Annotated in this window: 18 protein-coding genes; 11 read left to right on the forward strand and 7 right to left on the reverse strand. The window is 65.2% G+C overall.

Annotation, left to right across the window (positions count from 1 at the left end; genetic code table 11):
* Nucleotides 1-66: 66 nt before the first annotated feature.
* From A3OK_RS0107865 to A3OK_RS22530, 7 genes are all read right to left on the reverse strand, one after another.
* Nucleotides 67-1,269: a hypothetical protein gene (locus A3OK_RS0107865; RefSeq protein ID WP_019904397.1), complete on the reverse strand. Its 1,203-nt coding sequence runs from the start codon at nucleotides 1,267-1,269 to the stop codon at nucleotides 67-69.
* A gap of 412 nt (nucleotides 1,270-1,681) precedes the next feature.
* Nucleotides 1,682-2,800, reverse strand: a complete 1,119-nt coding sequence (locus A3OK_RS0107870) for a thioesterase domain-containing protein (protein ID WP_019904398.1) — start codon at nucleotides 2,798-2,800, stop codon at nucleotides 1,682-1,684.
* A gap of 96 nt (nucleotides 2,801-2,896) precedes the next feature.
* Nucleotides 2,897-3,913, reverse strand: a complete 1,017-nt coding sequence (gene nadE / locus A3OK_RS0107875; RefSeq protein ID WP_019904399.1) for an NAD(+) synthase — start codon at nucleotides 3,911-3,913, stop codon at nucleotides 2,897-2,899.
* Nucleotides 3,910-5,469 carry a class I adenylate-forming enzyme family protein gene (locus A3OK_RS0107880; RefSeq protein ID WP_019904400.1) on the reverse strand — a complete coding sequence of 520 codons (1,560 nt, stop codon included), beginning with the start codon at nucleotides 5,467-5,469 and terminating at the stop codon, nucleotides 3,910-3,912. Before A3OK_RS0107880 ends, nadE begins: the two co-directional genes overlap by 4 nt.
* A 10-nt stretch (nucleotides 5,470-5,479) precedes the next feature.
* Nucleotides 5,480-5,761: an acyl carrier protein gene (locus tag A3OK_RS0107885; protein WP_026597041.1), complete on the reverse strand. Its 282-nt coding sequence runs from the start codon at nucleotides 5,759-5,761 to the stop codon at nucleotides 5,480-5,482.
* A 75-nt stretch (nucleotides 5,762-5,836) separates the two neighbouring features.
* Nucleotides 5,837-7,798, reverse strand: a complete 1,962-nt coding sequence (gene asnB / locus A3OK_RS22525) for an asparagine synthase (glutamine-hydrolyzing) (protein ID WP_051092912.1) — start codon at nucleotides 7,796-7,798, stop codon at nucleotides 5,837-5,839.
* Nucleotides 7,799-8,137: 339 nt separating this feature from the next.
* Nucleotides 8,138-9,172 carry an AraC family transcriptional regulator gene (locus A3OK_RS22530; RefSeq protein WP_019904403.1) on the reverse strand — a complete coding sequence of 345 codons (1,035 nt, stop codon included), beginning with the start codon at nucleotides 9,170-9,172 and terminating at the stop codon, nucleotides 8,138-8,140.
* Nucleotides 9,173-9,713: 541 nt separating this feature from the next.
* Between A3OK_RS22530 and A3OK_RS0107900 the strand changes: the two genes are divergently transcribed.
* The 11 genes from A3OK_RS0107900 to A3OK_RS22560 all read left to right on the forward strand — a co-directional run bounded on the left by A3OK_RS0107900 (nucleotide 9,714) and on the right by A3OK_RS22560 (nucleotide 24,730).
* The gene (locus A3OK_RS0107900; RefSeq protein WP_019904404.1) at nucleotides 9,714-11,531 is read left to right on the forward strand and encodes a type I secretion system permease/ATPase; all 1,818 of its coding nucleotides are present in this window, start codon (nucleotides 9,714-9,716) and stop codon (nucleotides 11,529-11,531) included.
* The gene (locus A3OK_RS0107905; RefSeq protein ID WP_019904405.1) at nucleotides 11,528-12,835 is read left to right on the forward strand and encodes an HlyD family type I secretion periplasmic adaptor subunit; all 1,308 of its coding nucleotides are present in this window, start codon (nucleotides 11,528-11,530) and stop codon (nucleotides 12,833-12,835) included. Before A3OK_RS0107900 ends, A3OK_RS0107905 begins: the two co-directional genes overlap by 4 nt.
* Nucleotides 12,836-13,254: 419 nt before the next feature.
* Nucleotides 13,255-14,907, forward strand: a complete 1,653-nt coding sequence (locus A3OK_RS23280; RefSeq protein ID WP_019904406.1) for a family 16 glycosylhydrolase — start codon at nucleotides 13,255-13,257, stop codon at nucleotides 14,905-14,907.
* A gap of 818 nt (nucleotides 14,908-15,725) precedes the next feature.
* A complete protein-coding gene (locus tag A3OK_RS22540; RefSeq protein WP_245259331.1) occupies nucleotides 15,726-16,304 on the forward strand; it encodes a sugar transferase in 579 nt (192 codons plus the stop codon).
* Nucleotides 16,305-16,364: 60 nt separating this feature from the next.
* Nucleotides 16,365-17,162: a glycosyltransferase gene (locus A3OK_RS0107920; protein WP_019904408.1), complete on the forward strand. Its 798-nt coding sequence runs from the start codon at nucleotides 16,365-16,367 to the stop codon at nucleotides 17,160-17,162.
* A 50-nt stretch (nucleotides 17,163-17,212) separates the two neighbouring features.
* On the forward strand, nucleotides 17,213-18,571 hold the full coding sequence (locus A3OK_RS22545; protein WP_019904409.1) for a hypothetical protein: 1,359 nt from the start codon (nucleotides 17,213-17,215) through the stop codon (nucleotides 18,569-18,571).
* Between the two features lie 63 nt (nucleotides 18,572-18,634).
* Nucleotides 18,635-19,723: a glycosyltransferase family 2 protein gene (locus A3OK_RS22550; RefSeq protein WP_081631169.1), complete on the forward strand. Its 1,089-nt coding sequence runs from the start codon at nucleotides 18,635-18,637 to the stop codon at nucleotides 19,721-19,723.
* Nucleotides 19,720-21,147, forward strand: coding sequence for an oligosaccharide flippase family protein (locus A3OK_RS0107935; protein WP_019904411.1), 1,428 nt, complete (start codon nucleotides 19,720-19,722; stop codon nucleotides 21,145-21,147). The genes A3OK_RS22550 and A3OK_RS0107935 overlap by 4 nt, the downstream gene beginning before the upstream one ends.
* 8 nt (nucleotides 21,148-21,155) lie before the next feature.
* Entirely contained in the window at nucleotides 21,156-22,388 is a 1,233-nt protein-coding gene (locus A3OK_RS22555) for a polysaccharide biosynthesis/export family protein (RefSeq protein ID WP_019904412.1), read from the forward strand.
* Nucleotides 22,385-23,797 carry an O-antigen ligase family protein gene (locus tag A3OK_RS0107945; protein ID WP_019904413.1) on the forward strand — a complete coding sequence of 471 codons (1,413 nt, stop codon included), beginning with the start codon at nucleotides 22,385-22,387 and terminating at the stop codon, nucleotides 23,795-23,797. Before A3OK_RS22555 ends, A3OK_RS0107945 begins: the two co-directional genes overlap by 4 nt.
* A gap of 6 nt (nucleotides 23,798-23,803) precedes the next feature.
* A complete protein-coding gene (locus A3OK_RS22560) occupies nucleotides 23,804-24,730 on the forward strand; it encodes a glycoside hydrolase family 16 protein (RefSeq protein WP_019904414.1) in 927 nt (308 codons plus the stop codon).
* Nucleotides 24,731-24,814 lie beyond the last annotated feature (84 nt).

The raw sequence follows: 24,814 nt of genomic DNA on the forward strand, positions 1-24,814 counted from the left end.
GGTGCGTTTCCGAGGATGGGGCCATGCTCTCGCCTGGGCCGTTGCCCCGTTCCGTCGAAGCGATCGTCAGCATTTCGAAGGCGTGTACGGACCGGTCCAGCATGGGATCGTGCGCTGGAGCAGCAATTCCGGAATCGCCGCGCCGCCGGCCTTCCGGCCGCCGACGTCGAAGGCCACGATACTGGTCTCTGTCGCCGTTGCCCGGCAGTCCCGCCGGTAGCGGACTGGGCTCGTCCACTCGCTTTCGGAAAATCCGGCCGCGAGGTCGGTGTATCCGAGCAGGAAGCGTCCTCGCGGCTGCGCGTCATGTAGGGACTTGAGCAGATGCAGGATGAGAGCCCATCCCGCCCCCGCGCAATCCTCACGCGAACCGCCGTCGAGGTAGTAAACGTTCCGGCCGAACGCGACGGTGCCGGCCGTCGCCAGCGGTGCCCGATCGCCGTAGGCGATCGTCGTCGAGACGTGCCTGTGCAGCATCAGACACCTCAGGACGTAGCCGGCGGCTGCCCAACTCTGGCTGAAGGCGATCGACTTCCGGTTGTACATGGTCCCGCGCAGGCCCAGCGCGACTGGCAAGGAGAGGACCGCTTCGGCCCCCGATCTGGCGGGCATCTCCGTCACGCTCGACTTCCGGGCGTTGCGCAGGACGTTCTTGCTGATGGTCTTGAGGAAATCATCCCATTGTGGCCAGCGCGCGAAGTCGACCGCTTCGACCGCGAGCGGACGGGAGGCGACGAGCTCGACGCCTGTCATGGCTTCCAGCATGCGTTCCCGCGGCTCTTCTGTGCTCCAGAACGACCCGTAGACGTAGCGGCCCGGCCCGAGCGTATCGAGGACGGCCTTCATCGCCTTGGGCCAGAGCGGCGCGAAGGCGGGCAGGAGATGAAGCCCGTCCGAGAACGCCTTGATCCGAGGACCGATACCGACCGCACATTGCCCGATCTTGCACTCTCCGGCACCGCGCCGGACGGCGAAGACCTCGAAGCGCCTCAGGTGGAAGAGCGAATGCAGCTTCATCTGCCACATGCGCATGCCGCCTCCGGCACACCAGAACGAGGCGTCGCATGCTTGAGCGAACCGTTCCCAATCCTCGGTCGAGCCCATGAACGGAACGACCTTGATGGTGCCGTCGACGGAATGACCGGCGAGGTCCACGGAGGCACCGACGTCCTTCCGGGGCAGATTTAGCTGATGCAGGCGGAAGGAAGCTCCGAGTATCGGCGTGTGCAGGATCGGCTCGATCATCTGAGACCATTCGGCATCGATCATGATGGCCTGCCCCTCTCGCCACACTTGGACTTGCACGCGAGATCGCGTGGCGGGTTCACCCATTCCTCGGCATGGGAAAGAGGAGCGCGTCTTTGGTCCGGCCGTCCATGTCTTGGGCTGAAGGCCGGTGGAGCGAAATCATCCCGATCGGTGGGTTCGCTCGTTCCTGAGGGGCTCTCGTCGGTCACGTCGGCCCGTGATCCAAGACCGTCTTTCCACCGCGCCGCCCGGACGAAACCGCGACGCGGGCTTGGCTGAAGGTGCATCACGATCCGAGCCGGGGATCGGCGGCACCGGTCAGGTGATGTGCTCCCATCTCCAGATCCTGCTCGGACCATGTCTTCGGGGCAGCGGTAGGGCGGGCGCCAGCCGGCGAGGGACGAAGGAGGGCATGGCGCTCCGCGAAGGAAGCCTACAAGGGGGATGGTAAGGAGGCGTGCCGCTGGTCGCCACGCTCCGGGGTGGCCGAGGAGAGGACGATCGTGCCTGTGCCGCTCGATGCTGTTCGACATGGGATCTCGCTCGAAATCTCGATGCGTTGATGGTGGGATGTCCGAGGGAAGTGGAATGCGTCCGAGAGCGCGTGCGCCAGTTCCGGCGCATGATCCGCGATGCAGGTGTAGTGGTTGCCAGGGACCGGGACGTAGGTGACGTCGGGGCACAGTTTGGCCCAGGATCGGCCGTCATAGGCGGCGTCGTAATTCTCTCCGCGCCGCCCTGCTGCATCGACCCCGGTCCCGAGCACGACGATCCGCACCGGGAGGGAGGGCGGAATGTACGAGTACAGCGCGCGCTCGTAGGCGCTGGTGAGGGACAGGTGCTTCTCGCTGATCGCCAACTCTTGCGCGCGCGCGGCCGCGGGGACGGCGGCATCCGCGACCAGCCGCATCTTGCGTGCGGTCCTGAGTCTTCTCTTCCGGTCGAGGACCACCCGCATCTCGTGCAGCGAGAAGCCCATGACCCGTCGCAGGGCGGTCAAGCGCGTCATGGCTGTGCCGACCCGATACTGGCGCATGGGAGAGGAGCCGGGGCTGGATGGCCCGAGCGCCCTGTCGGTGATCGCGAAGAGGCGCCGAAAGGCACGTCCGGCATTCAGCGATGGGGGGGCGACGAGGGCCACCAACTCGACATCCCGCCCGCTCTGAATCAGCAGGCGCGCCGCCTCATAGGCAACCATGGCGCCGTTGCAGAATCCGCCGAGGCGGTAAGGTCCGTCCGGTTGCGCGACGAGGAGGTGTTGCACACGGTCCGTTGCCATCTCGTGGACGGTGGCGGGGACGGGCTCGAGATGCGGGGCGATGCCGATGACCGGGAAGCCGAGCTCTGCCGCCAATCTCGCCATGTAGAGACCGCCATTATCCCAATCACCATGGAAGAAATGCAGCGGCGCGGCGTCGGGAGCGAACGAACTGCCCGGCGCACCGATGTAGCGTGTCACCACCGTACCTTCCGCGGCACAGGCATAGCGCCAGAACCGCAGCTTCTCGAGGCGTCGATGTCTCGCCAGTTCCTTCTGAACGTCATCCGTCATGCCGTTCGTCCCATTCGCCTTGAGCGCGATGCCGATCCGCGCGTCGCGAGGATCGTCTTGGTGGCGGGAGCCTGCCGTCTCGTGATCCCGCTTTGGTCAGGCGCCGCACAGCAGCGGCGGCAAGTGAAGGGCGGCGGTCGCCGTCCGCTTCGCCTCGATGTCGCGCCAGATGCGCATGACCTGATCCTCTCGAAGATCTGTGCAGGCGGCCACCGCATGAGGTGGTGCGTGGAGCGAGAGCCCCGCGAGGCAAAGATCCATCGCTTGCCAGGGCAACGCGAAGTAGAATTCCTCCTGGGTCTGCGGCAGCGACCAGGTGTCCGTCGTGGGCGGCCGGCTTCGGATGCCGATGGGCACGCCGACATGCTCCGCGAGCTGATAGACCTGCGCCTTGTAGAGATGCGCGATCGGTTTGACGTCGGCCGCCCCGTCGCCGTTCTTCACGAAGAAACCCTGGTCGTATTCGAGCTTGTTGGGCGTGCCGAGCACTGCATAGTTCAATCGATCGGCATGGTAATATTCCATCTGCTTGCGAGTGCGCTGCTTCATGTTGGTCGCGGCCACGATCGCTTGGTAGGTGGCCGCCCGCAGTCGGATCTTGCGCATCTGTCCGGTGGGCGATTGCACCACGAGCGACGAGATGCCGTATTCGGCGCCCGCCAGGGGATTGGCGATCACGACCTTGGATCTCCAGTCCTCGGCATAGGCCGGTTCGACCGTTCGAATGGCGTCATCGCGCCGGGCGTAGCAGCCCATCGCCTGAAGCGTGTCGCCGATATCCTCGATCGTCGACCGGATCCCGAAAGCATCCGCCACCTCCCGGCCGAGGGTTAGGCTCTCCGGATCGGAATCGTGCTCCGGCATCAGCAGGCCGAGGACATGCTCGGCGCCGACGGCCTGGACCGCGAGGGCGGCGCAGAGACTGGAATCGACTCCGCCGGAGAGGCCAAGGACGATGCCGCGCTTGCGCAACGTCCCCTGGACCTGTCGACGAAGGCTTTCGACGATGCGGTCGGTCTCCGCGCCCGGATCAAGCCTCAGGCTCGCGGCGGAGAAGTCGGGCTCGACAGTTAAGGCTGTGAGACCGGAGAGGGAGGCGAGACCCGTTTTCATGCTCCCATCTCCATGCTGTCGTCGGCTTTGATGCCCTCGGCGGCGAGCCTGCGACTCACCTTGCCGGTATCGGTCATGGGAAGTTCGGACCTGAACTCCACAGATTGCGGCACCATGAAATCCTCGAGATGCCGCTGGCAGTGGCGCAGCACGTCGAGAGTGGTGATCGCCGGATCGGAGGCGACGACCAGCGCGCGGATCGATTGGCCAAGGACGGGATCGGGCAGCCCGATCACGACCACCTCGTCGATACCGGACATCGCATGAATCACAGCCTCGACTTCCTTCGGAGCAACCTTTTCGCCCCGCGTCTTGATGATGTCGTCCTTGCGCCCGATGAAGTATAGGAAGCCATCGGCGTCCGCGTAAAACAGGTCTCCCGTGTAGAGAACCTTCTCCCAGCTGTTCCATCCGGGTCTCAGGGCAACGCGCGTGGCTTCCTCGTTCTGCCAATAGCCCTGCATGACGTGAGGCCCGCGGATGACGAGTTCGCCGACGACGTGCGGAGGGACCGGCCGGCCGGCTGCATCGACGACGACGGCTTCGGTGCCGGGGATGGCGATCCCGACCGACCCGGCATGGGTTTCGATCCGCTCCGGCGGGAGCCATGTGCAGCGCTTGCACTCTGTCAGCCCATACATCGAGTAGAGCGCGGCATGCGGGAAGAGTTGGCGCAGCCGTTCGATATGGGCGACCGGCAGGGCGGCCGCAGTGTTGGTGAGGTAGCGCAGGTCCGGCAGCGAGTCCGGCTGGAAGGAGCGCAGTTTCAGGATCATCGCCACCATCGTCGGAACCAGGGGCAGACCCGTGACGCGCTCGGTGCGCATCAGCCCGAAGATGGCATGCGGATAGGCAAAGGACGTCGCGAGGACGATTCGGGCGCCGACCTTCACTGCCATGAGGACCTGATACAGTCCGTAATCGAAAGCGATGGGCAGCACGTTGAGGATCACGTCCTCTTCGACGTTGCGCAGGTAAGTAGTGATCGAACTTGCCGCCGCATCGACGTTGCGATGGGTCATCATCACGCCTTTCGGCCGGCCGGTAGAGCCCGACGTGTAGACGAGCATCGCGAGATCCGAGTCGATCCCGCCATGCGGCAACTGCAGTGGGGGCGCGGCCTCGAGGCAGCCCGCGAAGGAGACGGCATTCGGAACGGTTTCCGTCGCGCCGTTCGCGACGACGAGGATGACGCTCGGGGCCAATGCGAGGACGGACCTCGCGGCGACGGCGAGCGGAGCCTCAATGAGCACTGCGCGGGCCTCACAATTACGCAAGATATAGTCGAGCTTCTCTGGTTTCACTGACGGATTGACCATGCTGAAGACGGCGCCGGTCTTCAGCACGGCGAAGATGGCGACGACCGCCTCCCAGATGTTCCCCATCTGGATGACCACGCGGTCGCCCCGCTCGATGCCGCGGGCCTGGAGTACTCCCGCGAGGCGATCCGACAGCAGGTCGAGCTCGGAATAGGTGAGACGGCGTTCCGACGTGACTAGAGCAACCTTCGATCCGAGGCGGCGGGCGCTCTCGCGGAGATAATTCTCGATGCGCATCCCGGCCTCCTCAGGCTGCCTGGGAGGACGGGGACACCACGGCGAAACGCTTTCGTGCGACGAAGGCGTCTACCTTGGCGATGGAATCGAAATTGGCCGGCAGAATTTCGTCATCGGCAACGACGATCCCGAACGTATCTTCTACGAAAGCTACGAGTTCGAGGATGCCGGTGGAGTCGATCACGCCATGCTCGATGAACGATCCGTCGTAGGTCAAAGGAGAGGTCACATCGCCGAAGAGAAACGTTTCGACGACGAATGAATGAACCTGGTCTGAAATGCTGGATGACATCTTCATTCTCCCCGAATAAAACTTGATATGATCTGACTTCGCCGACTTTCGACGTGTCCCTGGTCCGATTCTTTCTCAGATCGCGGCGGCGAGCGCGGTGGCTTCGCCCTCATGCGTCCGCGCCTCGGCGAAGCTGCGATGCCAGAGTTGCGTCGACAGGATCCCCACGAAGGCCGCGTTGTCCCGGAACCCACGGCTGCCGAGGGTGCGGCATTTCTCGGCGAGCCGCGTCACGGAGGCCGGATTGAAAAGACCGGTCCTGCGAACCGCCTCGGACGAAAGCATCGCGGCGACGTAGTCGGGCGCGTCCGGTCCCGCGAAGGAGCTGCTGTCGGGCGCTCGGTAGGGCTGCTTTGGTCGATCGATGATCGCAGCCGGGACGATGTCCCGCGCGGCCCGCTTCAGGATATGCTTCTCCGCGAGGCCCCGTAACTTCAGGCCCGGTGGAAGTGCGGCGGCGAACTCGATCAGGCGATGATCGAGGAACGGGAAGCGGCCTTCGACGCCATGAGCCATCGCCATTCGGTCGCCCTGGCTCGAGAGGATGTAGCCGGGCAAGAGGTATCGGGTTTCCAGGTATTGCGCCTGATGCAGCGGGTGCCAGCGCCGCATCTCGGCAGGCAGCGCGGCCGCGAGTTCCTCGGTTGCATCGTAGTCGCCCAAGGTAGCCTTGAGATCACCCGAGAAGAATATCTTCGTGGCCGCCGTGCCCCGGAAGCGCGGGCGATGCGAATAGAGCGGGTCGTCGAGGGCATCCTCGCCGGCCCCGAAGAACGCACCCAGCGATTCCGGCGTCTGCTGCTGAAGACCGGACATATAGGGATAGAGCCGGCGCAGCAGGTGAGGCCGCATCCGTGAGGTCGGCTGGCGCGCACAGAAGCGCCGAACCCTGGCCTCCTTGAAAATGTCGTAGCCGGCAAAGACTTCGTCGGCCCCTTCTCCCGTGAGGACGACCTTCATGCCGTTCTCGCTGACGAGCCTCGAGAGCAGGAAGAGCGGCGCCGGGGCCGTCCGCAGGATTGGGCGCTCAGTGTGGCGGATGACGTCGGGGAAGGACTGCGCGATCTCGCGGGCACCGCAGGCGACGGCAGCATGGCGCGTGCCGAGGTGGTCCGCCATGATCCGCTGGTAGGCGCTCTCGTCGTGCTCCGCCGAGTCGAACGTCACCGAGAAAGTGCGCAGGTTTTCCGGAGCCTGGCGCGCCGCGAGCGCAGCGACGAGGGAAGAATCGAGCCCGCCCGACAGATAGGCCCCGACCGGCACGTCTGAGCGCATCCGGATGGCGGTGGCGTGTTCGAGGAGGGCGAGGGCCTCTTCGCACAGGTCTTCGTCGGAGCGGGTCGTTTGCGGCGCGTCCCGGTCCGGGAAGGTGAGCTGCCAGTACGGCCGTATGGTCTCCTGCCCGTCCTCAATCAGCATCATGTGGGCAGGCGGCAATTCGGCGATGTCCTTGAACATCGTCCGTGGCGGGATCGGCGCCCACAACGTGAAGGTTTGATCGAGGGCGATCGGGTCGATCTCCGTGGCGATGCCGGGGAATCTCAGCAGCGCCTTGATCTCCGAGGCGAAGACAATGATTTCGCCCCGTCGCGCATGGAATAGCGGACGGACGCCGGCGCGGTCACGGGCCAGCATCATCCGCCGGCGCCTGCCGTCCCAGATCGCGAAGGCGAAGTCGCCGTTCAGCGCTTCGACGCAGTCGGGGCCGTATTCCTCGTAGAGGTGCAGCAAGACCTCTGTATCCGATTCCGTCCGGAAGCGGCGGCCCCGCTGGCGCAATCGGTCGCGCAACTCGACGAAGTTGAAGATCTCGCCGTTGAAGCTGACGCAGATGGCTCCGTCCTCACTCGCCATCGGCTGGATTCCGCCGTCGATGTCGACGATGGCCAAGCGGGTATGGCCGAGCCCGGCCCCTTCGAACGTCGTAGCTCCCCGGTCATCAGGCCCCCTGTGAGCCAGCGACAGCACCATGTTCTGCAAGACGGAGCTGCTCTCGTCCGAAGAAACGCTTCCGACGTATCCGACCAATCCGCACACTGAGCATTCCTCCCCCAAGGAAAACCCAAGGACATGCCTCAGGAAGATCTGAGACGAACGATGAGTTGCTCCAGTCTGGATGCGATCTCGGTAGGATCTTCTAAGAACCGCCCGCCGCAGCCGCGCTTCGACACTTGCAGAGTGACGGTGCGTTCGATCCGCGCGCAATTCGCTCTGAGGGACTAGGCCATTGGGCTAGCGCGAATGGCGGGCCGACGGATGGGACTGTGTCGGCGTTTCGGTAAACCTCCCCCGAACGGATATGCTTTCGCGCCGCGTCATGCTTGGAAACGAGAAAGGGGGGTTAAGGCGCAGCTTTCCGCGCCGGCTCCAGCCCGCTCACGCACGCGATTCGCGGCGTACCGCCAGTGGCACCCTGCCGGTCCATCGCTTGAAAGCCACGATAAACGCGCTCGGATCGCGGTAGCCGAGCCGCCAGGCGATCTGCGAGACCGGCATCGTCGTGTCGCGGACATAGCGCAGAGCCAGATCCGCCCGAAGCTGATCGAGGATCGAGCGGAAGCTGACCCCCTCTCCTGCGAGCCGGCGGCCAAGGGTCCGCGCACTCATGCCGAGCGTCGTCGCCACCAGCGTGACGTTCCCCTGGCCTTGAGCGAGCAGCGGTGTGAGAAGCGAGGCGACACGAACCGCGATCGAGTTCGATTCGGACACCGACCGCGTCAGCAGTTCGTCGTGAAAGCGCGTCAGGAAGGCGTTGAGATAGGGGTCCGTCTGCATGAGAGGCAGGCCGGCTACCTGATCGTCGAAGACGATGCTGTCTCTTTCCGCCTGAAAGACCGGCGTCCTTCCGAAATAGTCACGCATTTCTGAGATGTCGCCCCGGTGCTCGTGCCGGAATTCGATTCGCGACGGGTTCAGCTCCAGCGTCGTCAGCTTGCGCGACATCCGCAGGACCGAGGTGATCCAGAACTCGATCTCCTGGGTGCAGAGGTCGCGGTCGATGCCCTCGGTATGGAACTCCAGCGCGAGCAGGGACGGCGGTCTCTCGACGCTGCAGGTCAGTCCTCGATTGACGGTCGGCAGGTAGTGAGCCTGCTTCGAGAGCGCATCGCCGAGATCGGCGCTGGAGGCGAGAAGATAGTGTAGCGGGCCGAAGGCCCGGCCATCGGTCTCCTTGGCCATGTGGAAGCCGAGAAGGCCGTCTTCGAGAACCCGCGAGGCGAGTTCGAGGAAACTCGCCTCCTGGATCGCACCGACCGGTTCGGGGTGATCCATGACCGAGGTGGGCAAGCCGACCTCGCGAAGGAGTGCGTGCACTGGCAATCCGGCATGCGCGATCCGGCCCGATGCGAGCCGGACGAGGGTGGCGTCCGTCACGGGCAGAGCGGCATTGATGGCGTCAGCGTAGGGCATTGTGCAGAGCCTTGTTGCAGAGCCTTGCGAACTGGCCTGTCGCCGATGCTGTTCGGCCTCCTGGGCAGCACCCGCCCCTTCCCGACGCATCCCGGCATGGGTGCTCCGGTCGGAACGGTGCCGTCCCCGCCGCGGACGGCCCCGAGGGACGCCAGCGGAAAAGCGCGCGCCTTACCTGTCGAGATGAGTGTCGATTCGAATCGGTGGGATGGGTGCGGCGATGCAGCGGTGGCTGCCCCGACGCGATCGGCAAAGAAGCCTAGCCTGTGCGGCTCAGCAGCGAAATCGCCCGGCCGTCCTACCCCGTCGGAAGGACCGCCGCCGCCTTTGGCTAAGCCGAAGGGGCGATGCTTGACCGGGTATCCCGGCTTTTTGGCGCGGAAAGACGATTTCGAGCTCGGCCAAGCCCCAACCTAGCCATGTTCCGAACTGAGTTTGCACACTGATTTCAATCTAAATCTCAATATTACTAACTGCAAATAACGTTATATTACAAATTAATACTTCTACTTGAGATTATAACCTTGGGAAAAGCGATAGCATGAGCGTCTTGGAAATCGGAAAGATCAAGGCATTTCTGCCGAACACTCTCATGGCCGGGTTTGGCGTCGGCGATTTCGTGCGGAAAGATGTCCGAGCCCGAGCCCTCATCGAGGTCCTTCGCCCCTGCCGTTCGGCGCTTGCCGCGGCGGCCATCCTGAGCGGGATGCTGAACCTCCTGGCGCTTGCCGGTTCGTTCTACATGATGGAAGTGTACGACCGAGTCCTCCCGAGCCACAGCGTGCCGACGCTGCTCGGTCTGACGGCACTGATCGTCTTCCTCTACGGTTTTCACGGAATCTTCGATCTGCTTCGCGGCCGGCTCCTTCTGAAGGTCGGAACCCATGTCGACGAAGCGCTGAGCCGCCGCGTCTTCCGGGCCTCGGTGGCGGTGCCGGCGGGCGGGCGCCCGAATGGCGATGCGTCGCAGCTCATCAGGGATCTCGATCAGGTCCGCAGCTTCCTGTCGGGCAGCGGTCCCGCCGTGTTCTTCGACCTGCCGTGGTTGCCGATCTACCTCGCCCTCTGCTTTCTGTTCCACGTCTGGATCGGGGCGGTCGTGCTCGGCGGAGCCATCCTGATGGTAGGGCTGACCCTGGCGACGGAACTCGCGGTGCGTGAGCCGACACGCGAGGCCGTGGCAGCCGGTGCAACACGCCAGCGCGTCGCCGAATCGGCTCGCCGAAACGCCGACAGTATTCGGGCAATGGGAATGCAGCCGGAGCTTTCCCTGATCTGGGATCGCGTCAACCTGCCCTATCGCACGAGCCAGGAGAGCGTATCCGCCGTGACGGCGGGGCTTGGATCGGCCGCTCGCGTCCTTCGCTTGCTGCTTCAATCCCTCGTCCTCGGCGTCGGCGCTTTTCTCGTGATCCGGCAGGACGCCACAGGCGGTGTCATCATCGCGAGTTCGATCCTGACGGCCCGTGCTCTGGCGCCGGTGGACCAGGCGATCGGGCATTGGAAGGGGCTCACCCTCGCCCGCCAGAGCTGGCAGCGCCTGTCCGCCCATCTCTCCCTCACCCGCGACGAGCCGGTGCGGATGCCGCTTCCCGCTCCGCGCCAGACCCTGATCGTCGAGGGCGCCTGCGCCGCGCCGCCCAACGTCCAGCGGCTGACCGCGGCCGATGTCAGCTTCACCCTGAACGGCGGACAAGGGCTTGGGATCATCGGTCCGAGCGCCTCCGGGAAGTCCAGCCTCGCGCGTCTCCTTGTCGGCATCTGGGCCCCCGTCCGGGGCAAGGTGCGCCTCGATGGCTCGGCCCTTGAGGATTGGGATGCCGACGCGCTCGGGCGACATGTCGGATACATGGCCCAGGAGATCGAGCTTTTCCCAGGAACGGTCGCCGCCAATATCGCCCGATTCCGCCCGGACGCCACTGCGGAGGCCGTGATTGCGGCGGCACAGGCCGCCAACGTTCACGCCATGATCCAGGCGCTTCCCGCGGGTTATCAAACCCTCGTAGGCGACCATGGTGCAGATCTTTCGGCAGGTCAGCGCCAGCGCATCGCCCTGGCACGGGCCCTCTTCGGGGAGCCTTTCCTCGTCGTCCTCGACGAGCCGAACTCGAACCTCGACAGCGAGGGCGAGCAGGCCCTGACGGATGCGATGGTCGCGATCCGCCGTCGCGGTGGGATCGTGGTCGTGGTGGCTCACCGACCGAGCGCGCTCGCCGCCATCGATTTGGTCCTGGTGATGACCGAGGGCCGCATGCACGCACTGGCACCGAAGGAGGAGATCTTCGCCCATACGCTGAAGGCCGTCCCTCCGGCGCGCGGCGACCGTCCCTTGAGAGCCGTGGGGGGAGCGCAATCATGATCGAACTCAGCCCCACCACGGCGCGCAGCATCCGCCATCACCTCATCGCCACGTCGGCCGGCCTCGCTGCGCTGGTGGTCAGTGCCGGGGGATGGGCCGCGAATGTCGAGTTTTCCGGTGCGGTCGTTACATCGGGCCTCCTTGTCGTCGAATCCCAGGTCAAGAAGATCCAGCATCCGACCGGCGGAGTCGTGGGCGAGCTTCGCGTCCGTAACGGCGATGCCGTAACCGCGGGCAGCATCCTGCTCCGCCTCGACGACACCCTGCTGCGGGCCAACCTCGCCATCGTGACGAAGGCCCTCGACGAGTCGATGGCGCGGCGCGCACGTCTCCAGGCCGAGCAGGAAGGATCCACCGAACTGGTGTTTCCGTCCGATTTGCTCGCCCGAAAGGGGGAGACGGATGTCGATCGGCTGATTCGCGGCGAACGGACCCTGTTCGAGATGCGACGCTCCGCGCTCGACGCCCAAAAGGCGCAGCTGTCCGAGCGAATCGCCCAATCGGAGGAGCAGATCAAAGGCCTCAACGAACAGATCGAGGCTAAGGGCAGCGAGATCGCGCTGATCGAGAGCGAGATCGGCGGCGTCCGTGAGCTCTGGCAGAAGAAACTCGTCCCGATTCAGCGTGTGACCGCCCTCGAGCGCGATCTCGTTCGCATTCGCAGCGAGCGAGGCTCCCGCGTCTCCGACATCGCGCAGGCACGCGGACGCATCAGCGAGACGCGCCTTCAACAGATCCAGCTCGAACAGGACATGCGGACGAAGGTCGGCCAGGAACTCGCGGACATCTGGAACCGCATCTCCGAATTTGTCGAGCGGAAGGTGTCGGCGGAGGACCAGCTGAAGCGCGTCGACATCCGCGCGCCCCAGGACGGCATCGTTGACCAACTCGCCCTCCACACCGTGGGCGGCGTCGTCAGCGCCGGGGAAACCGTGATGCGGATCGTTCCGGCGGAGGACCGCCTCGCCGTCGAGGCCCGGCTCTCGCCGCAGGACCGCGACCAGACCTATCCCGGCCAGCGCGCGATCCTGCGCTTTTCCGCCCTCAACCAGCGGACGACGCCAGAGATCGAGGGCGCCGTGTCCCTGATCTCGGCCGACATCACCACGGATCCGAAAACTGGCCAGGGATACTACACCACGCGCGTCGCGGTGACCGATGACCAGATCGCCCGCCTCGGCGGCGTGAAGACCCAGCCCGGCATGCCCGTCGAGGTCTTCGTCCAGACACACCCGCGAAGCGTGCTTTCCTACTTCACGAAGCCCTTCGCCGATCAGGTTGCGCGCGCCTTCCGCGAGAAGTGACAGCGCCCTCTCCCCTTCGCGCCGGCCCTAACCCGACAGGATAGCGGCCCGGCGCGTCGATTCCGCCAACCAGACCAGGAGGTACGATTGCCGCTCACATAACGATACCGCTCTGCCAGCCTAGTCCCATCGGGGTAGGCGCCGGCACCCCCCGTCGACGAGCGAACTTCCAGACCCGGCGCGGCCTGCACGCTCGACGATGTCCGTTCTTGCTCCGGGAGACTCGGACTCCTGCCTTCCCCTTCGGTGTGCACTTCCCCCGTCAGGACCCGTCACGCACTGACGGCGCCTGAGGTTCCATGCTGCTTCCAGTCTGCGTCACGGCAGCATGGCCGGTCCATCTCCGGAGCAATCCAAACCCAACCGAATCAGCAGGCCCCGGTCTTCGAACCGGGAACACTGCCGCATGAGGATAATTCATGGCTATCAACCCGAACAACCTAGCAACGACCGCGACGCTGACCTTCTCGGACGAGTTCAATACGACGACGCTCGATTCCAGCACCTGGGGGACGGGATATCCCTGGGGCGCGGCGAACGGCAGCACCAACACCGCGAACGGTGAGTCCGGGTGGTACATCAACGCGAATTACGCGCCGACCTCGCAGCTCGACACCTACACGGTCCATGACGGCGTGCTCGACATCAAGGAGGCTCCAGCTAGCGCAGCGACGCAAGCCCTGATCAACGGCTACGATTTCACCTCGGGAATGGTGAATACCCAGCAATCGTTCAGCCAGACCTATGGCTACTTCGAGATGCGCGCCGACATTCCAGCCGGCGAAGGAATGTGGCCGGCCTTCTGGCTTCTGCCGACATCGGGTGGCTGGCCGCCGGAACTCGACGTCATGGAGGTCGTGGGAACTGCGCCGGACGCCCTCGTGACCACCGTGCACTGGGACGCCAACGGACACCAGATGGTCAACAGGGCGACCAACGTGCCCGGCCTCTCGAGCGGGGGGATGCACACCTACGGAGTCGACTGGCAGGCGGACACGATCACTTGGTATCTCGATGGCAAGGCAGTCTTCGAGGCGGATACGCCGGCGGACATGCATGACCCGATGTACATGCTCGCCAATCTGGCGACCGGCGGGGCCTGGGCCGGTGAGCCGAACGGCAGCACGAACCACATGCTGATCGACTACATCCGAGTCTATTCCGAGATGCCCGGCGGAGGAACGCCGCCACCCACCGAGACGGACCCTGCCACGACGCCCACGACCCCGGTCACGCCGACCGACCCGGTCGTGACACCGGTGGTGGATACGCCGACTACGCCGACGGTTCCGGTGACGACGCCCACGCCCGTTTCGCCGGATACGCCGACCGACCCGGTCACGACGCCGACGACCGAGCCGGGCACGGATCATATCACCGACCTGACCTGGACGGCGGACCCCACCCGTACGGTCACGGGACACGGGCAAAACGACAGGCTTTGGGGTAGTTCGGCGAACGAACTCATCGATGGCGGCCACGGTGCCGACACGACGAGAGGCGGAGGTGGCGACGACACCTACATCGTCGACAATGCCGGCGACCGAGTGATCGAATGGAACAATCGGGGTGACGATCTCGTCAGGACAACCCTTACGGAGTACTCCCTTCCGAAGAACGTCGAAAACCTACAACTCAACGGGAGCGGTCCGCAGACCGGCATCGGCAATGCGGGGGACAACAACATCGTCGCTTCCGCATGGAACGAGGCCGACCTGCGTGGCGGCGACGGCAACGATACGCTCGTCTCCAAGCACGGTGCCGCGACGATGACGGGTGGTCATGGCGCGGACAGCTTCCGCTTCGATGAACTGCCCTCGCAGGCCGGCCACGTGACGGACTTCAAGTCCGGCTCGGACAAGCTCGATCTGCGGAGCCTGCTCACCGGTGCGGGCTATCACGGCACCGACCCGCTCGCAGACCACACGCTCACCCTGACCGCGAACGGTTCGGGCGGCACGGACGTGTCCTTCGACGCGGACGGGACCGGGGGGCACGCAGCGGTCCCGCTGACCACCCTCGACCACATCCTGCCAAACCAGCTCCACCAGGCCGACTGGATGTTCGCCTAGGACTCCGTACCGGATATCGTATCCGGGACATTGCAGAGTGTCTTGGTTTGCATAGGCCAGAAAGGCGGCGTCCGCTTTTCAGGCCTATGCTCCCAGGCGATCGACGGCGGCGGATGTCTCCGCCGCCGTTCGGCGCATTCGTGTGATGCGAAAACAAGGGCTTAGCGCATGAGACGGGATGCCATGCCCGATCCGACGCGCTGATCCGGACCTCCGACCGAGATCGCGGCAGATGCCCCCTTCCGAGGCCGCCGAGTCTTCCTACCCGATGCTCCGCCGACCTGCGTAGCCTCCTAACCCGGGGCCACTCGCCCATAGCTTCCTCGGGGTTTTCATATTCGCCTCACGGATGCTCTCGCATGCTGCAAAACGGGCGGTTCGTCGGCATTAATACTTCCGCACATATTGTGATTTGCCGCCGAAATGGTGCTCTCTCTAAGCGTCACTAGACGGGTCAGGGACTAGAGGCAGATCAATAAACAAGTCCAGTTCTTCAAGATCTGGGCGCATAACATCCTCGCGCCGACATTTATCGAGCTGAATGCTTGTGTTGTTGCGGCCACCGCGCTGCTGACGGCGAGCTGTCTTGCCCGGAAATGGAGGCCATCCCTGACCTGTGTCGAATACCAGGAGGATTCGGGATGGATCATCAATTGGTGGAATCGAATGCCCGTTCGGAGTCGATTCCGTTCGGGGATGTGAGGTCCTCGGCAGTCTTCAGCCTGTCTGAAACTTTCGGCACCGAACAGAACAGACTGACGCAGCGTCGGCCCAAAGCCATCGATGCGGGGGCTCATCTGACGAAGTGGGCCATCGATATGACAGGTGCCCTCATCCTCCTCGCCATCCTGTGGCCGCTCTTCCTGATCATCGCCGTGATGGTTGCCCTCGACGGCGGTCCGGTCTTCTATGGGCATCGCCGGATCGGCAAGGACGGCAGGGCTTTCGACTGCCTCAAGTTCCGCACCATGATCCCCGGTGCGGAAGAGTGCCTGGGCGAATACCTCTCCTACCACCCGTTGGCGAACACCGAGTGGCGGGCGAGCCAGAAGCTCGTTCGTGATCCCCGCGTGACTCCGATCGGCGCGCTTCTGCGGGAATGGAGCCTGGACGAGCTGCCGCAGCTTCTGAACGTGCTGCGCGGCGAGATGAGCCTCGTCGGACCCCGGCCGGTGACACGCTCGGAGATGATCCATTACGGCCCGACCGCAGCCCTCTACATGAGCGTGCTGCCCGGCATGACCGGCCTCTGGCAGGTCAGCGGTCGCAGCGATCTCAGTTATACGAGCCGCGTCGCCCTCGACCGGACCTATGTCGAGCGCTGGAGCCTGGTTCGGGATCTGGCGATCCTGCTCTCGACACCGCGTGCCGTCCTGCGCCGCTCCGGCGCGAAGTAGGGGGTGGCCATGTCGAGCCCGATCTCGCCGCCGACCGACCGACCCAGCGTAAGTGTGCTGATGTCCACCTACGTCCGCGAGACTGCCGCCAACCTGGAGGCCTCGCTGGACAGCTTATGGTCGCAGACGCTCCTTCCTGATCAGGTGGTCCTCGTCCTCGACGGTCCGGTCGGCCCGGACCAGGAGGCCGTCATCGCCAGGCATGTGGCGGGCGAGCACGGCTCACGCCTGGAGCTCGTCCGGCTGCCGACGAACCAAGGTCTCGCGCGTGCCCTCAATGCCGGGCTCGCGCATTGCAACGGGACGTATACGGCGCGGATGGACAGCGATGATCTCTGTCTTCCCGACCGTCTCGAACTCCAATCCCACTATGCGGTCCGCTCTCCAGACCTAGACTTCATCTGTTCGTGGAACGATGAATTCTTCGACGAGGGCGGTCCCACTCGCCTGAAAGTGGCGCCCGTCACTCATGACGCTCTGCTGGCGGCGCTGAAATGGCGCAACGTCATCCAGCACTCGACGGTCTTCGTGCGCACTGAGATCCTGCGGTCGGTCGATGGGTACCGGGCGAAGTACGGCCTACTCGAGGATTACGACCTGTTCGTGCGCCTCGCGGTGAAGGGGGCCAGGTTTCGGGTCATCCCCAAGGTTCTCGTACGGATCAGGAGCAGTATCGACCAGCGCCGAAGGCGTGGAGGTGCGCGCTACGCGCTGAACGAGATCCGTTTCCGCGTCGATTGCTTGCGCGCCGGCTTTCTCAACACCCGCGAATTTCTCGTGGTCACCGGCCTCTACACGATCTTCCGGCTGGTCTCCGGCGGCATGCGCAACCGCCTCTACGCCCTGACGCGGACCTGAGACACCGACCCGACGTGAGCGCGCCGACGCGGTACAATGGGGACATACTCATGGACGACCTGACTTCCCGCCGCCTACCCCCGCATGAGCGCGTCACCGCGCCCTGGCCGCGCGACCTGGACCTGTTCGCGACGGACGCGATGGCGGGCGCCGTCAGACGGTTCATGTTCGGGTTCTTCGTCGTGATGTGTGCGGCCGCGATCGCATGGCCGCTTCTGCCCCGACGCTACGAAGCGGCGGGCAGCATCGTCCTGCGCCCAACCGATCGCGAGGGGCAGTCGGATTCGGTGCAGTCGATGCGCCAGCCGCTGGACGACAATGCCGTCCAGTCCGAAATGGACGTCGTCGCAGCGACCAAGATCGTCGATGCGGTGATCGCGCATCACGACATCGCCATCGATCCTGAATTCGCGGCGATCTCCTCCGTCGCCCGCTTGAAGGACTGGCTCAGGCCCGGCCCGACCCCCCTCCGCCTGACCGAGGCAGAGCTTCGCAGCGCAGTTCGCTCCCATATCCTGACGGCACGCGATCGGCGATCCTATACGGTCAAGGTCGGATTCTGGTCGTCGGACCCGGCCAAGGCCTATGCGATCTCGCGCACGATCCTCGATACCTATCTCGACGAGCAGATCGCCCGTAAGCGGCGGGTGGCCGAACAGCTGTTCAAATGGCTCGAACAGCGTGTCGACCTGATCCGGGCCAAGCAGCAGGCCAGCACCCAGGCGATGGAAGATTTCGCCACGAGTTCCGGTCTGGTCGATCGCGGCGCCCAGATCTCGTTGGATGCCCAGCTCGTCACCTTGAGCCAGGAGGCAGCCCTCGCCAAGGCCCGGGCCATCGACGTCTCGACCCGCGCGTCCACATTGGCGGCCATGCGCACCGCGAACGCTCTCGATGGTGCGCCGGAGGTGCTCGCTTCCACCACGATCCAGGCCCTCAAGCAGAACCTCAGCGCCGCGCTCGGCCGCACCGTGGTCATGTCCCCTGAGCAGCGGGCGGTGAACGAGCAGATCGCCAATGAAAGCGATCGCATCGTGCGGAGCGTCGATGCCGAGGCTCGGAACTGGATCCTTCGCGCAAGCGCTCTGCAGGATCAGATCCTCTCGATCCGCGCGACCCTGACCTTGCGCCAGAAGGCCACGATGACCCTGGAGCGGTTGCAGCAGGAGGCTGCCAGCGATCGCAGCGCGCTCACCGACGCACTCACCCGGATGAAGGCGCAGATCGCGAATGACGGAGCTCAGCGCGCCGATGTCGACGTGGTCTCGCAGCCTGAGGTGCCGACCCAGGCGGCGTTTCCGAGCTTGCCCCTCTACGCCATCGGCGGTGTCCTTGCCGCCTGCCTAGCGGGCGCCGCGATGAACGGCCGTCTGCTGTTCTCGCGAGCGCGCCGCCTTCTGGCGCTCTGAGCTTCGCCGTCACTGCGAATTTTGCCCGAAGCCCATCCTACCGCCGCACAGAGGACGCCGCCGATGCCCCTCAGACGACTGGACACCCGGACGCTCTCGGTCGGTAGGGGCTCCTGCCCTGCGCTGATGGTCGTACGAAACGAGGCCCTGCGCCTTCCCTTCGTCCTGGACTATCACCGCGACCTCGGAGTCGAGCGTTTCTTCGTCGTCGACAACGGCTCCACCGATGGAAGCCTCGAATTCCTCCTCTCACAGCCCGATTGCTACGTCTTTCGCACTGAGGAGAGCTTTCGCGATGCGAATTTCGGCATGGATTGGATCAATGGACTCGCAGAGCGGCTGCCGGCGGGGACCTGGTGCCTGTTCATCGATGCCGATGAGCTGCTGGTCTATCCCCATTCGGAGAGCCTGAAGCTCCCGCGCTTCTGCGCCTTCCTGAACGAAGCGGGAAGTGAAGGTCTCTCGACGCTGATGCTCGACATGTACAATGCCGGGCCGATCCGGGATGCCAAATACGAGACTGGCACGTCGTTCCTGACGACCTGCCCCCATTTCGACAGGACATATCGCGAGCGTCCGAGCCTCGTTCCAGGCCACGAGCCCGAGATCGTCGGCGGCCCGCGCCAGCGGCTGTTCTATCCCGAACTCGCACGGACCGGGCGCCTCGGAATGGCGATGCGGCGCGCGTTGCGCTCCCTCCGCCTCAACCCGATCGGATCGCATCTCGGCCTGGATCGGACGCGTTTGGGAGCGGGGCTTCCGCCCGAACTCCGGAAGGTGCCCCTGCTCAAGGTCCGGCCCGGCCTTCGCTGGATCGGCAACCACCTGACGACGCCCTTCATTCCCGCTCCCGTGACCGGAATCTTGCTTCACTTCAAGTTCTTCTCCGATTTCCATGCTCGCGCGGTCCAGGAGGCGGCGCGGGGCCAGCATTGGGACGGGGCCGCTGAATATGCCCGCTATGCCGCGATCATCGCGGCCCGGCCCGAAACCGGCTTCTTCCATGCGGAGAGCGAGACGTTCACCTCCTCGACGCAACTCGTCGCCCTCGGCCTGATGCGGGATTCCCTCCGTCTCGGCCGCGCGCTCGACGGGATGCATTCTCTTCGCCAGGTGCTGTTCGCGCAGCCCAGGGGGCGACAGGCCCTATGAGCGCGGAACTCGACATCCTCGACATCCCCCGCTCCGCTGCCCTCAGGGGCATCCGGCGGCGGATCGGTCTCGATTGGCTCGGGCACCCGTCCGCCTACGCAATCGGCGTATGCCTCGTCAGTCTTCTCAGCATGGGGACGACGCTGATCATCCCGCGCCTCCTCGATCCCGCGGCCTTCGGTTCTTTCGCGCTCCTCGGCACTCTGTTCCAATATGCCGCCCGGTCGGATCTCGGCCTGTCCCAGCTCGCCGACCGCGATCTGGCGAGCCGGCCCCACGCCGCGGCAGCGCGCAGCGCGGAGATTCTACAGGCCTCCTGGGCCCTCGGGCTGATCGGTGTCGTGGTGCTCACACCGGTCGCCGTCGCCGCCGCTCTCGCCAGCGGGCGCTTCGCTCCGCTGGATGCGGCCCTCGCCGTCATCGGCGGCGTGCTGGGAATGGTCGCGCATGCGCCGACGATGATCTACCGGGCCGCCTCCCAGCATTGGGACTTCACGCTGCTCGCCCTGGTTCAGCAGGCCGGACTCACCGCACCGCGCCTCGCCGGCCTGGTCCTCGGTGGCGTGACTGGCTGCTTTGCCGCCCTGGCTCTGTGGTCGGTGCTGCTCTTGGCGCTCTTCGGCCAACCGCAACGCGCCTTCGCCTGGAAGATCGGACCTCTCGCCGGCATGGTCCGGCAGGCGTTGCCGCTCTTCGTCTTCAACGGTCTCTGGCTCGCCTACATGACCTCCAACCGCTGGGTCTCGGCGTTCCTGTCCGCGCCCGAACAACTCGGATTGTTCGCGTTCGGCGCGAACCTGGCGATGGTCGGCCTCGCGATCGTCGGCGCCGTCGCCCAGGTGCGTTACCCCAAGCTTCTCAGCGGAGTGGCCAGCACGCCGGAGGCGACCTCGGCGATGTTCGAGCATGAGGCACGCCGTGTCGGCCTCGTCCTCGCCGGGATCGCCCTTCTCGCCATCTTCCTCACCGGCCCGGTCATCGCGCTCCTGTTTCCGGGCTACGAGGCTGCGACGTCGGCCACGATTGGCCTCGCCCTCTCCTGCGTGCCGCTCGGTGTCGTCGCATGGACCATTCCCATGGCCATGGTGTTGACGGACAAGCCCCTGGTCGAGGCTCTGCGCCTCTTCGTGCCCGCGCTCGTCGTTCTCGTCGCCCTCATCGTCGTCGGAGATTCCTACGCAGGGATTGCCGGTCAGGGCTGGGGCTGCGCGCTCGCGGGGCTGCTCACGTTTGTCGGGCTCGTGGCGATGTTGAGACGCGCCCGCATCGTCGCCGCTGTCGAGGCCCGTCGCATGGCCGCGACACAGATCGTTCTGGCGAGCGTCATCGCCCTGACGGCCGCCGTGTGGAGGCAGCAGACTGCCCCCTCCGCTGAGCGCACCCATTCCGCAACGTTCACGGCCCAAACTTCGAGCGATCGATGAGGCTTCCCATGAGACCGGTCCTTTGTGCCTTCTCGACCCTGATCTGCTTCACCGCCGCTGTCCCATCGGCCCGAGCGGAGTATCGCCTCGGCACGGGTGACATCGTCGAGGTGGCGATCTTCGGGATGTCGGACTACCGGCGCCGCGTCACCGTCAACATCGACGGAACGGTGTCCCTGCCGTTTCTCGGCGAGGCGAAGGCATCCGGACTGACGCTGGCCGAATTGCGCAAGACCGTCTCGACGGGGCTCGATGCGAGTGGCACCGTGCGTAATCCCGACGTCACGGTGGAGCTGATCGAGCACCGCCCCTTTTACATCAGCGGTGACGTCGCCCGCCCCGGTTCCCAGGTCTATCGGCCGGGCATGACCGTCCGTCACGCGGTGGCGGTGGCCGGCGGTTACGACGCCCTTCGCTTCCGAGCCGAAAACCCGCTGCTCGCCGGCCCTGAGATGCAGAGCCAATACGATTCGCACTGGGTGGAATTGGTGCGTCGCAAGGCACGGGTTCTGAGTCTCCAGGCCGAGATCGACGGACGGGACAGTATCGATCTCGCGGTGCTGAAGGAGGCGCCGGTCGATCCGCGCGTCGTCGCGCAGATCGGTCAACTCGAATCCCGCGACCTCGCCATCCGCACCGCCAATTTCCGTAACGAGCGCCAGTCGATCGAGCGGCTGATCCAGCAGACGCAGACGAACATTGCCTCTCTCGAACGCTCGCTGCGTGAAAGCCAAGCCACCCTTGTACAACAGGGGCAGGCGATCGAACGGACGGCCGGCAACGCCGCAAAGGGTCTGACGCCGACCTATCGCCTCGAGGAGGATCGTCGTTCAGTCGCCTTCCTGAGGTCCCAGGAGGTCGATGCGACGGCGCGTCTCGCCCAGGCTCGGCGGGACCTGTCCGAACTGGAACGCAGGCTCGAACGGTCCATTGACGAGCACAGGTCGACAGTGACCCAGACCTTGCAGACCATGGTCGTCGAGCTGGAGCGCGAGCGCGCCCAGGTGCGGTCGGCGGGTGAGCGGCTGCTCTATACGGGAGCCCTGAAGGCGCAGCTGCGCGGGACCGGGCGCGCGCCTGACGTGGTGATCTACCGCAAGAATCCGGAGGGGACCGTCCGTGTCCCGGCGGAGGAAGGCACCGAGATCCTGCCCGACGACGTGATCGAAGTCGTGATCCGCCCCGAGCAGCTCGTCGTCGGCGCCACGGGCAGCACAAAGGTCAGCGAGCTCGCGCGATGACTCCGTCCCGCGCGTCCGGCCTGCTCGGTTCAATCGCGCTGCCGCTCGCCTTTACCGCGGCATGGGCCGCTTACCTCGCCACTGCCGGCAATCACGGCACGATCGCCTATCTCGCGCCGCTTCTCGTCGCAGGGGGATTCGCGGTCGCACTGATTCTCTGGGGCCTGATGGCGGCGCGGCCGATGGCCCTCCTGATCATGTTGGCCATCGTCGTGCTCGGGCTCAACATCGCATTTGCCCCTCGGGCGGAGGGAGAGGTCGGACTGACTCCACAGAACGGGGTGAAGCTCGTGGTCTGGCTGGTCCTCGCCGTCGTCGCGATCCTGCACGGGCGCAGGATCGCGGAGATGTTCCGCGACCCCGTCCTCGCCTTCGCCGGCGCCCATGTGGCGGTGGCGCTGCTCTCGACGCTCTGGTCCCTGACGCCGGTCTACACGATGGTGAACGGGCTCGGACTGCTTGGCTATCTCGGCTTTGCCTGCCTCCTGGCCGCGACCGTGCCGGACCGGACGGCGATCCGCGTGATGACGGGAAGCCTGTTCGGTTTGATGGTTGGCGGGTTCGTCATCGGAACGCTGTTTCCGGAGATCGGGTGGCTTCCTCCTTCGAACGAAGAGCCGCAATGGCGTTTCCAGGGCATCTCCGGGCATCCCAACGTCTGCGCGCAACAAGCCGGATACTTTCTGACGCTCGCCGTCTGTGCACGTCGCCGCTCACAGATCGGCAGGGGCATGGCCCTCGTCTGTATCGTCACCGCGTGCTCCGCTATCTGGATGACCAATAGCCGGACGACCCTGTTGGCCTGCCTGCTCGCCTGGGGCGTGATCGGCCTGCGCGGGCGCGGTCTTCTTATGCTCGCCGCGATCCCCGTGTGTCTCGCGGGATCCTTCGCCGCGCTCTTCCTCGCGGTTGCCGACCTGTCGCACTTCGATGCGCTGCTCGGTGGCGTGACCCGGAGCGGCTCGATCAGCGAATTGACGACGCTGACGGGGCGCACGGAAATCTGGTCCGTCGCTGCGGACCTCATTGCCCAGCGCCCCCTGTTCGGATGGGGCTACAACGGAACCGAGCAGCTGATCTCCGACAGCGTGCCGACGACCTTCTACGGAAGCCATCTCAACGCGCACAACATGAGTGTGCAACTCGTCCTTACCCTCGGGTTCATCGGGGCAATTCCCGGCTTCTGCTTCGTGGCCGGCCTGCTCCTGCGGATGATCACCACACCCGACCCGACCCGCGACCAGGTGACGATCTTCATGGTGGTCTCCGGCCTGAGCGAGGCGCCGATCTTCATCCTGCCGGCACTGCAGAACCTCATCGTCTTCTATGTCATCGCGCGGGATGCCCAGTGGCTGCTGCCGCGCATCGGCAAATCACCTCCCCCAGCCGAGCCGTCCTCCGCGGAGTAGACCGCCATGATCACTGATCTCATCCGTCCGAGGGCGTCAGGGGCTTCGACGCGCGCAGGCTGGGTCATTCTCGGCCTCGTCGCCATCACGGCGCTCGGCGCATGGACGATCCCGAGCGGCCCGTGGGCAGCCGAATCGGCCGCTCCCCTCCCCCCCTCCGGCTGGCGGCTCGCGTTCGACGAGACCTTTGACAAGCTCGATACGGCCCAAGCCGATCAGGGGCGATGGGACTACGCCTATCCGGACGGGTCGCGGACCAACCGGGGCAATCAGGAAATGGAGTATTACGTCGATCCGCGGCCCGGACGCGAGGCGCCGGGGCTTGCCGCCCTGAGCCCGTTCTCGGTGAGCGACGGCATCCTCACGATCCGCGCACGGCCGGTGCCTCGGGCGGATCGGCATGCCAGCTCCGGTCTCGCCTACGCCTCGGGCATGCTCACGACATACCGCAGCTTCAGCTTCCTCTACGGTTACGTCGAGATGCGGGCGCGCGTGCCGAAGGGGCGCGGTCTCTGGCCGGCGCTCTGGCTGCTGCCCCGTGCCGGCGGCTGGCCGCCCGAGATCGATGTGATGGAAGTCTACGGCGACCGCACCTCCACTCTCGATGTTACCCTGCATACCGGCGACATCGGCCGTCACCGTCAATCGCAGCGCAAGATCGACGTCTCGGACCTGTCGGCGGGGTTCCACGTCTATGCGGTCAAATGGACGATGGAGGAGATCACTTGGTACTTCGACGGCGCGCCCGTCTTCACCGAGAAAACGCCGTCGGATTTGCACCAGCCGATGTTCCTGCTCGTCAACCTCGCCGTCGGCGGCACATGGACGGGGACACCAGACGCCGCGACCCGCTTCCCGGCCGATTTCGAGATCGATCGGATACAGGTCTTCCTCCCGGACGCCGCCTCGCAGAAACGGGCGCTGCGCGACTGAGCAGGCGCAATTTTTCGCTGATGGAAGTCGATCACGGCACCGCCTCGGAAATTCTATCCGGGCCGATGACCGAGATGCTTGGTT

This window comes from Methylobacterium sp. 77 (assembly GCF_000372825.1).
Lineage (GTDB): Bacteria > Pseudomonadota > Alphaproteobacteria > Rhizobiales > Beijerinckiaceae > Methylobacterium.

Excerpts from the sequence above, each read along its gene's own strand:
- A3OK_RS0107870 (WP_019904398.1), bottom strand. The coding sequence starts at position 2,800 with ATGACGGATGACGTTCAGAAGGAACTGGCGAGACATCGACGCCTCGAG.
- A3OK_RS23280 (WP_019904406.1), top strand. The coding sequence starts at position 13,255 with ATGGCTATCAACCCGAACAACCTAGCAACGACCGCGACGCTGACCTTC.
- A3OK_RS0107865 (WP_019904397.1), bottom strand. The coding sequence starts at position 1,269 with ATGATCGATGCCGAATGGTCTCAGATGATCGAGCCGATCCTGCACACG.
- A3OK_RS22560 (WP_019904414.1), top strand. The coding sequence starts at position 23,804 with ATGATCACTGATCTCATCCGTCCGAGGGCGTCAGGGGCTTCGACGCGC.
- A3OK_RS0107880 (WP_019904400.1), bottom strand. The coding sequence starts at position 5,469 with ATGCGCATCGAGAATTATCTCCGCGAGAGCGCCCGCCGCCTCGGATCG.
- A3OK_RS0107920 (WP_019904408.1), top strand. The coding sequence starts at position 16,365 with ATGTCCACCTACGTCCGCGAGACTGCCGCCAACCTGGAGGCCTCGCTG.
- A3OK_RS22540 (WP_245259331.1), top strand. The coding sequence starts at position 15,726 with ATGACAGGTGCCCTCATCCTCCTCGCCATCCTGTGGCCGCTCTTCCTG.
- A3OK_RS0107905 (WP_019904405.1), top strand. The coding sequence starts at position 11,528 with ATGATCGAACTCAGCCCCACCACGGCGCGCAGCATCCGCCATCACCTC.
- A3OK_RS0107935 (WP_019904411.1), top strand. The coding sequence starts at position 19,720 with ATGAGCGCGGAACTCGACATCCTCGACATCCCCCGCTCCGCTGCCCTC.
- A3OK_RS0107945 (WP_019904413.1), top strand. The coding sequence starts at position 22,385 with ATGACTCCGTCCCGCGCGTCCGGCCTGCTCGGTTCAATCGCGCTGCCG.
- nadE (WP_019904399.1), bottom strand. The coding sequence starts at position 3,913 with ATGAAAACGGGTCTCGCCTCCCTCTCCGGTCTCACAGCCTTAACTGTC.
- A3OK_RS22555 (WP_019904412.1), top strand. The coding sequence starts at position 21,156 with ATGAGACCGGTCCTTTGTGCCTTCTCGACCCTGATCTGCTTCACCGCC.
- A3OK_RS22530 (WP_019904403.1), bottom strand. The coding sequence starts at position 9,172 with ATGCCCTACGCTGACGCCATCAATGCCGCTCTGCCCGTGACGGACGCC.
- A3OK_RS22545 (WP_019904409.1), top strand. The coding sequence starts at position 17,213 with ATGGACGACCTGACTTCCCGCCGCCTACCCCCGCATGAGCGCGTCACC.
- A3OK_RS0107900 (WP_019904404.1), top strand. The coding sequence starts at position 9,714 with ATGAGCGTCTTGGAAATCGGAAAGATCAAGGCATTTCTGCCGAACACT.
- A3OK_RS22550 (WP_081631169.1), top strand. The coding sequence starts at position 18,635 with ATGCCCCTCAGACGACTGGACACCCGGACGCTCTCGGTCGGTAGGGGC.
- A3OK_RS0107885 (WP_026597041.1), bottom strand. The coding sequence starts at position 5,761 with ATGTCATCCAGCATTTCAGACCAGGTTCATTCATTCGTCGTCGAAACG.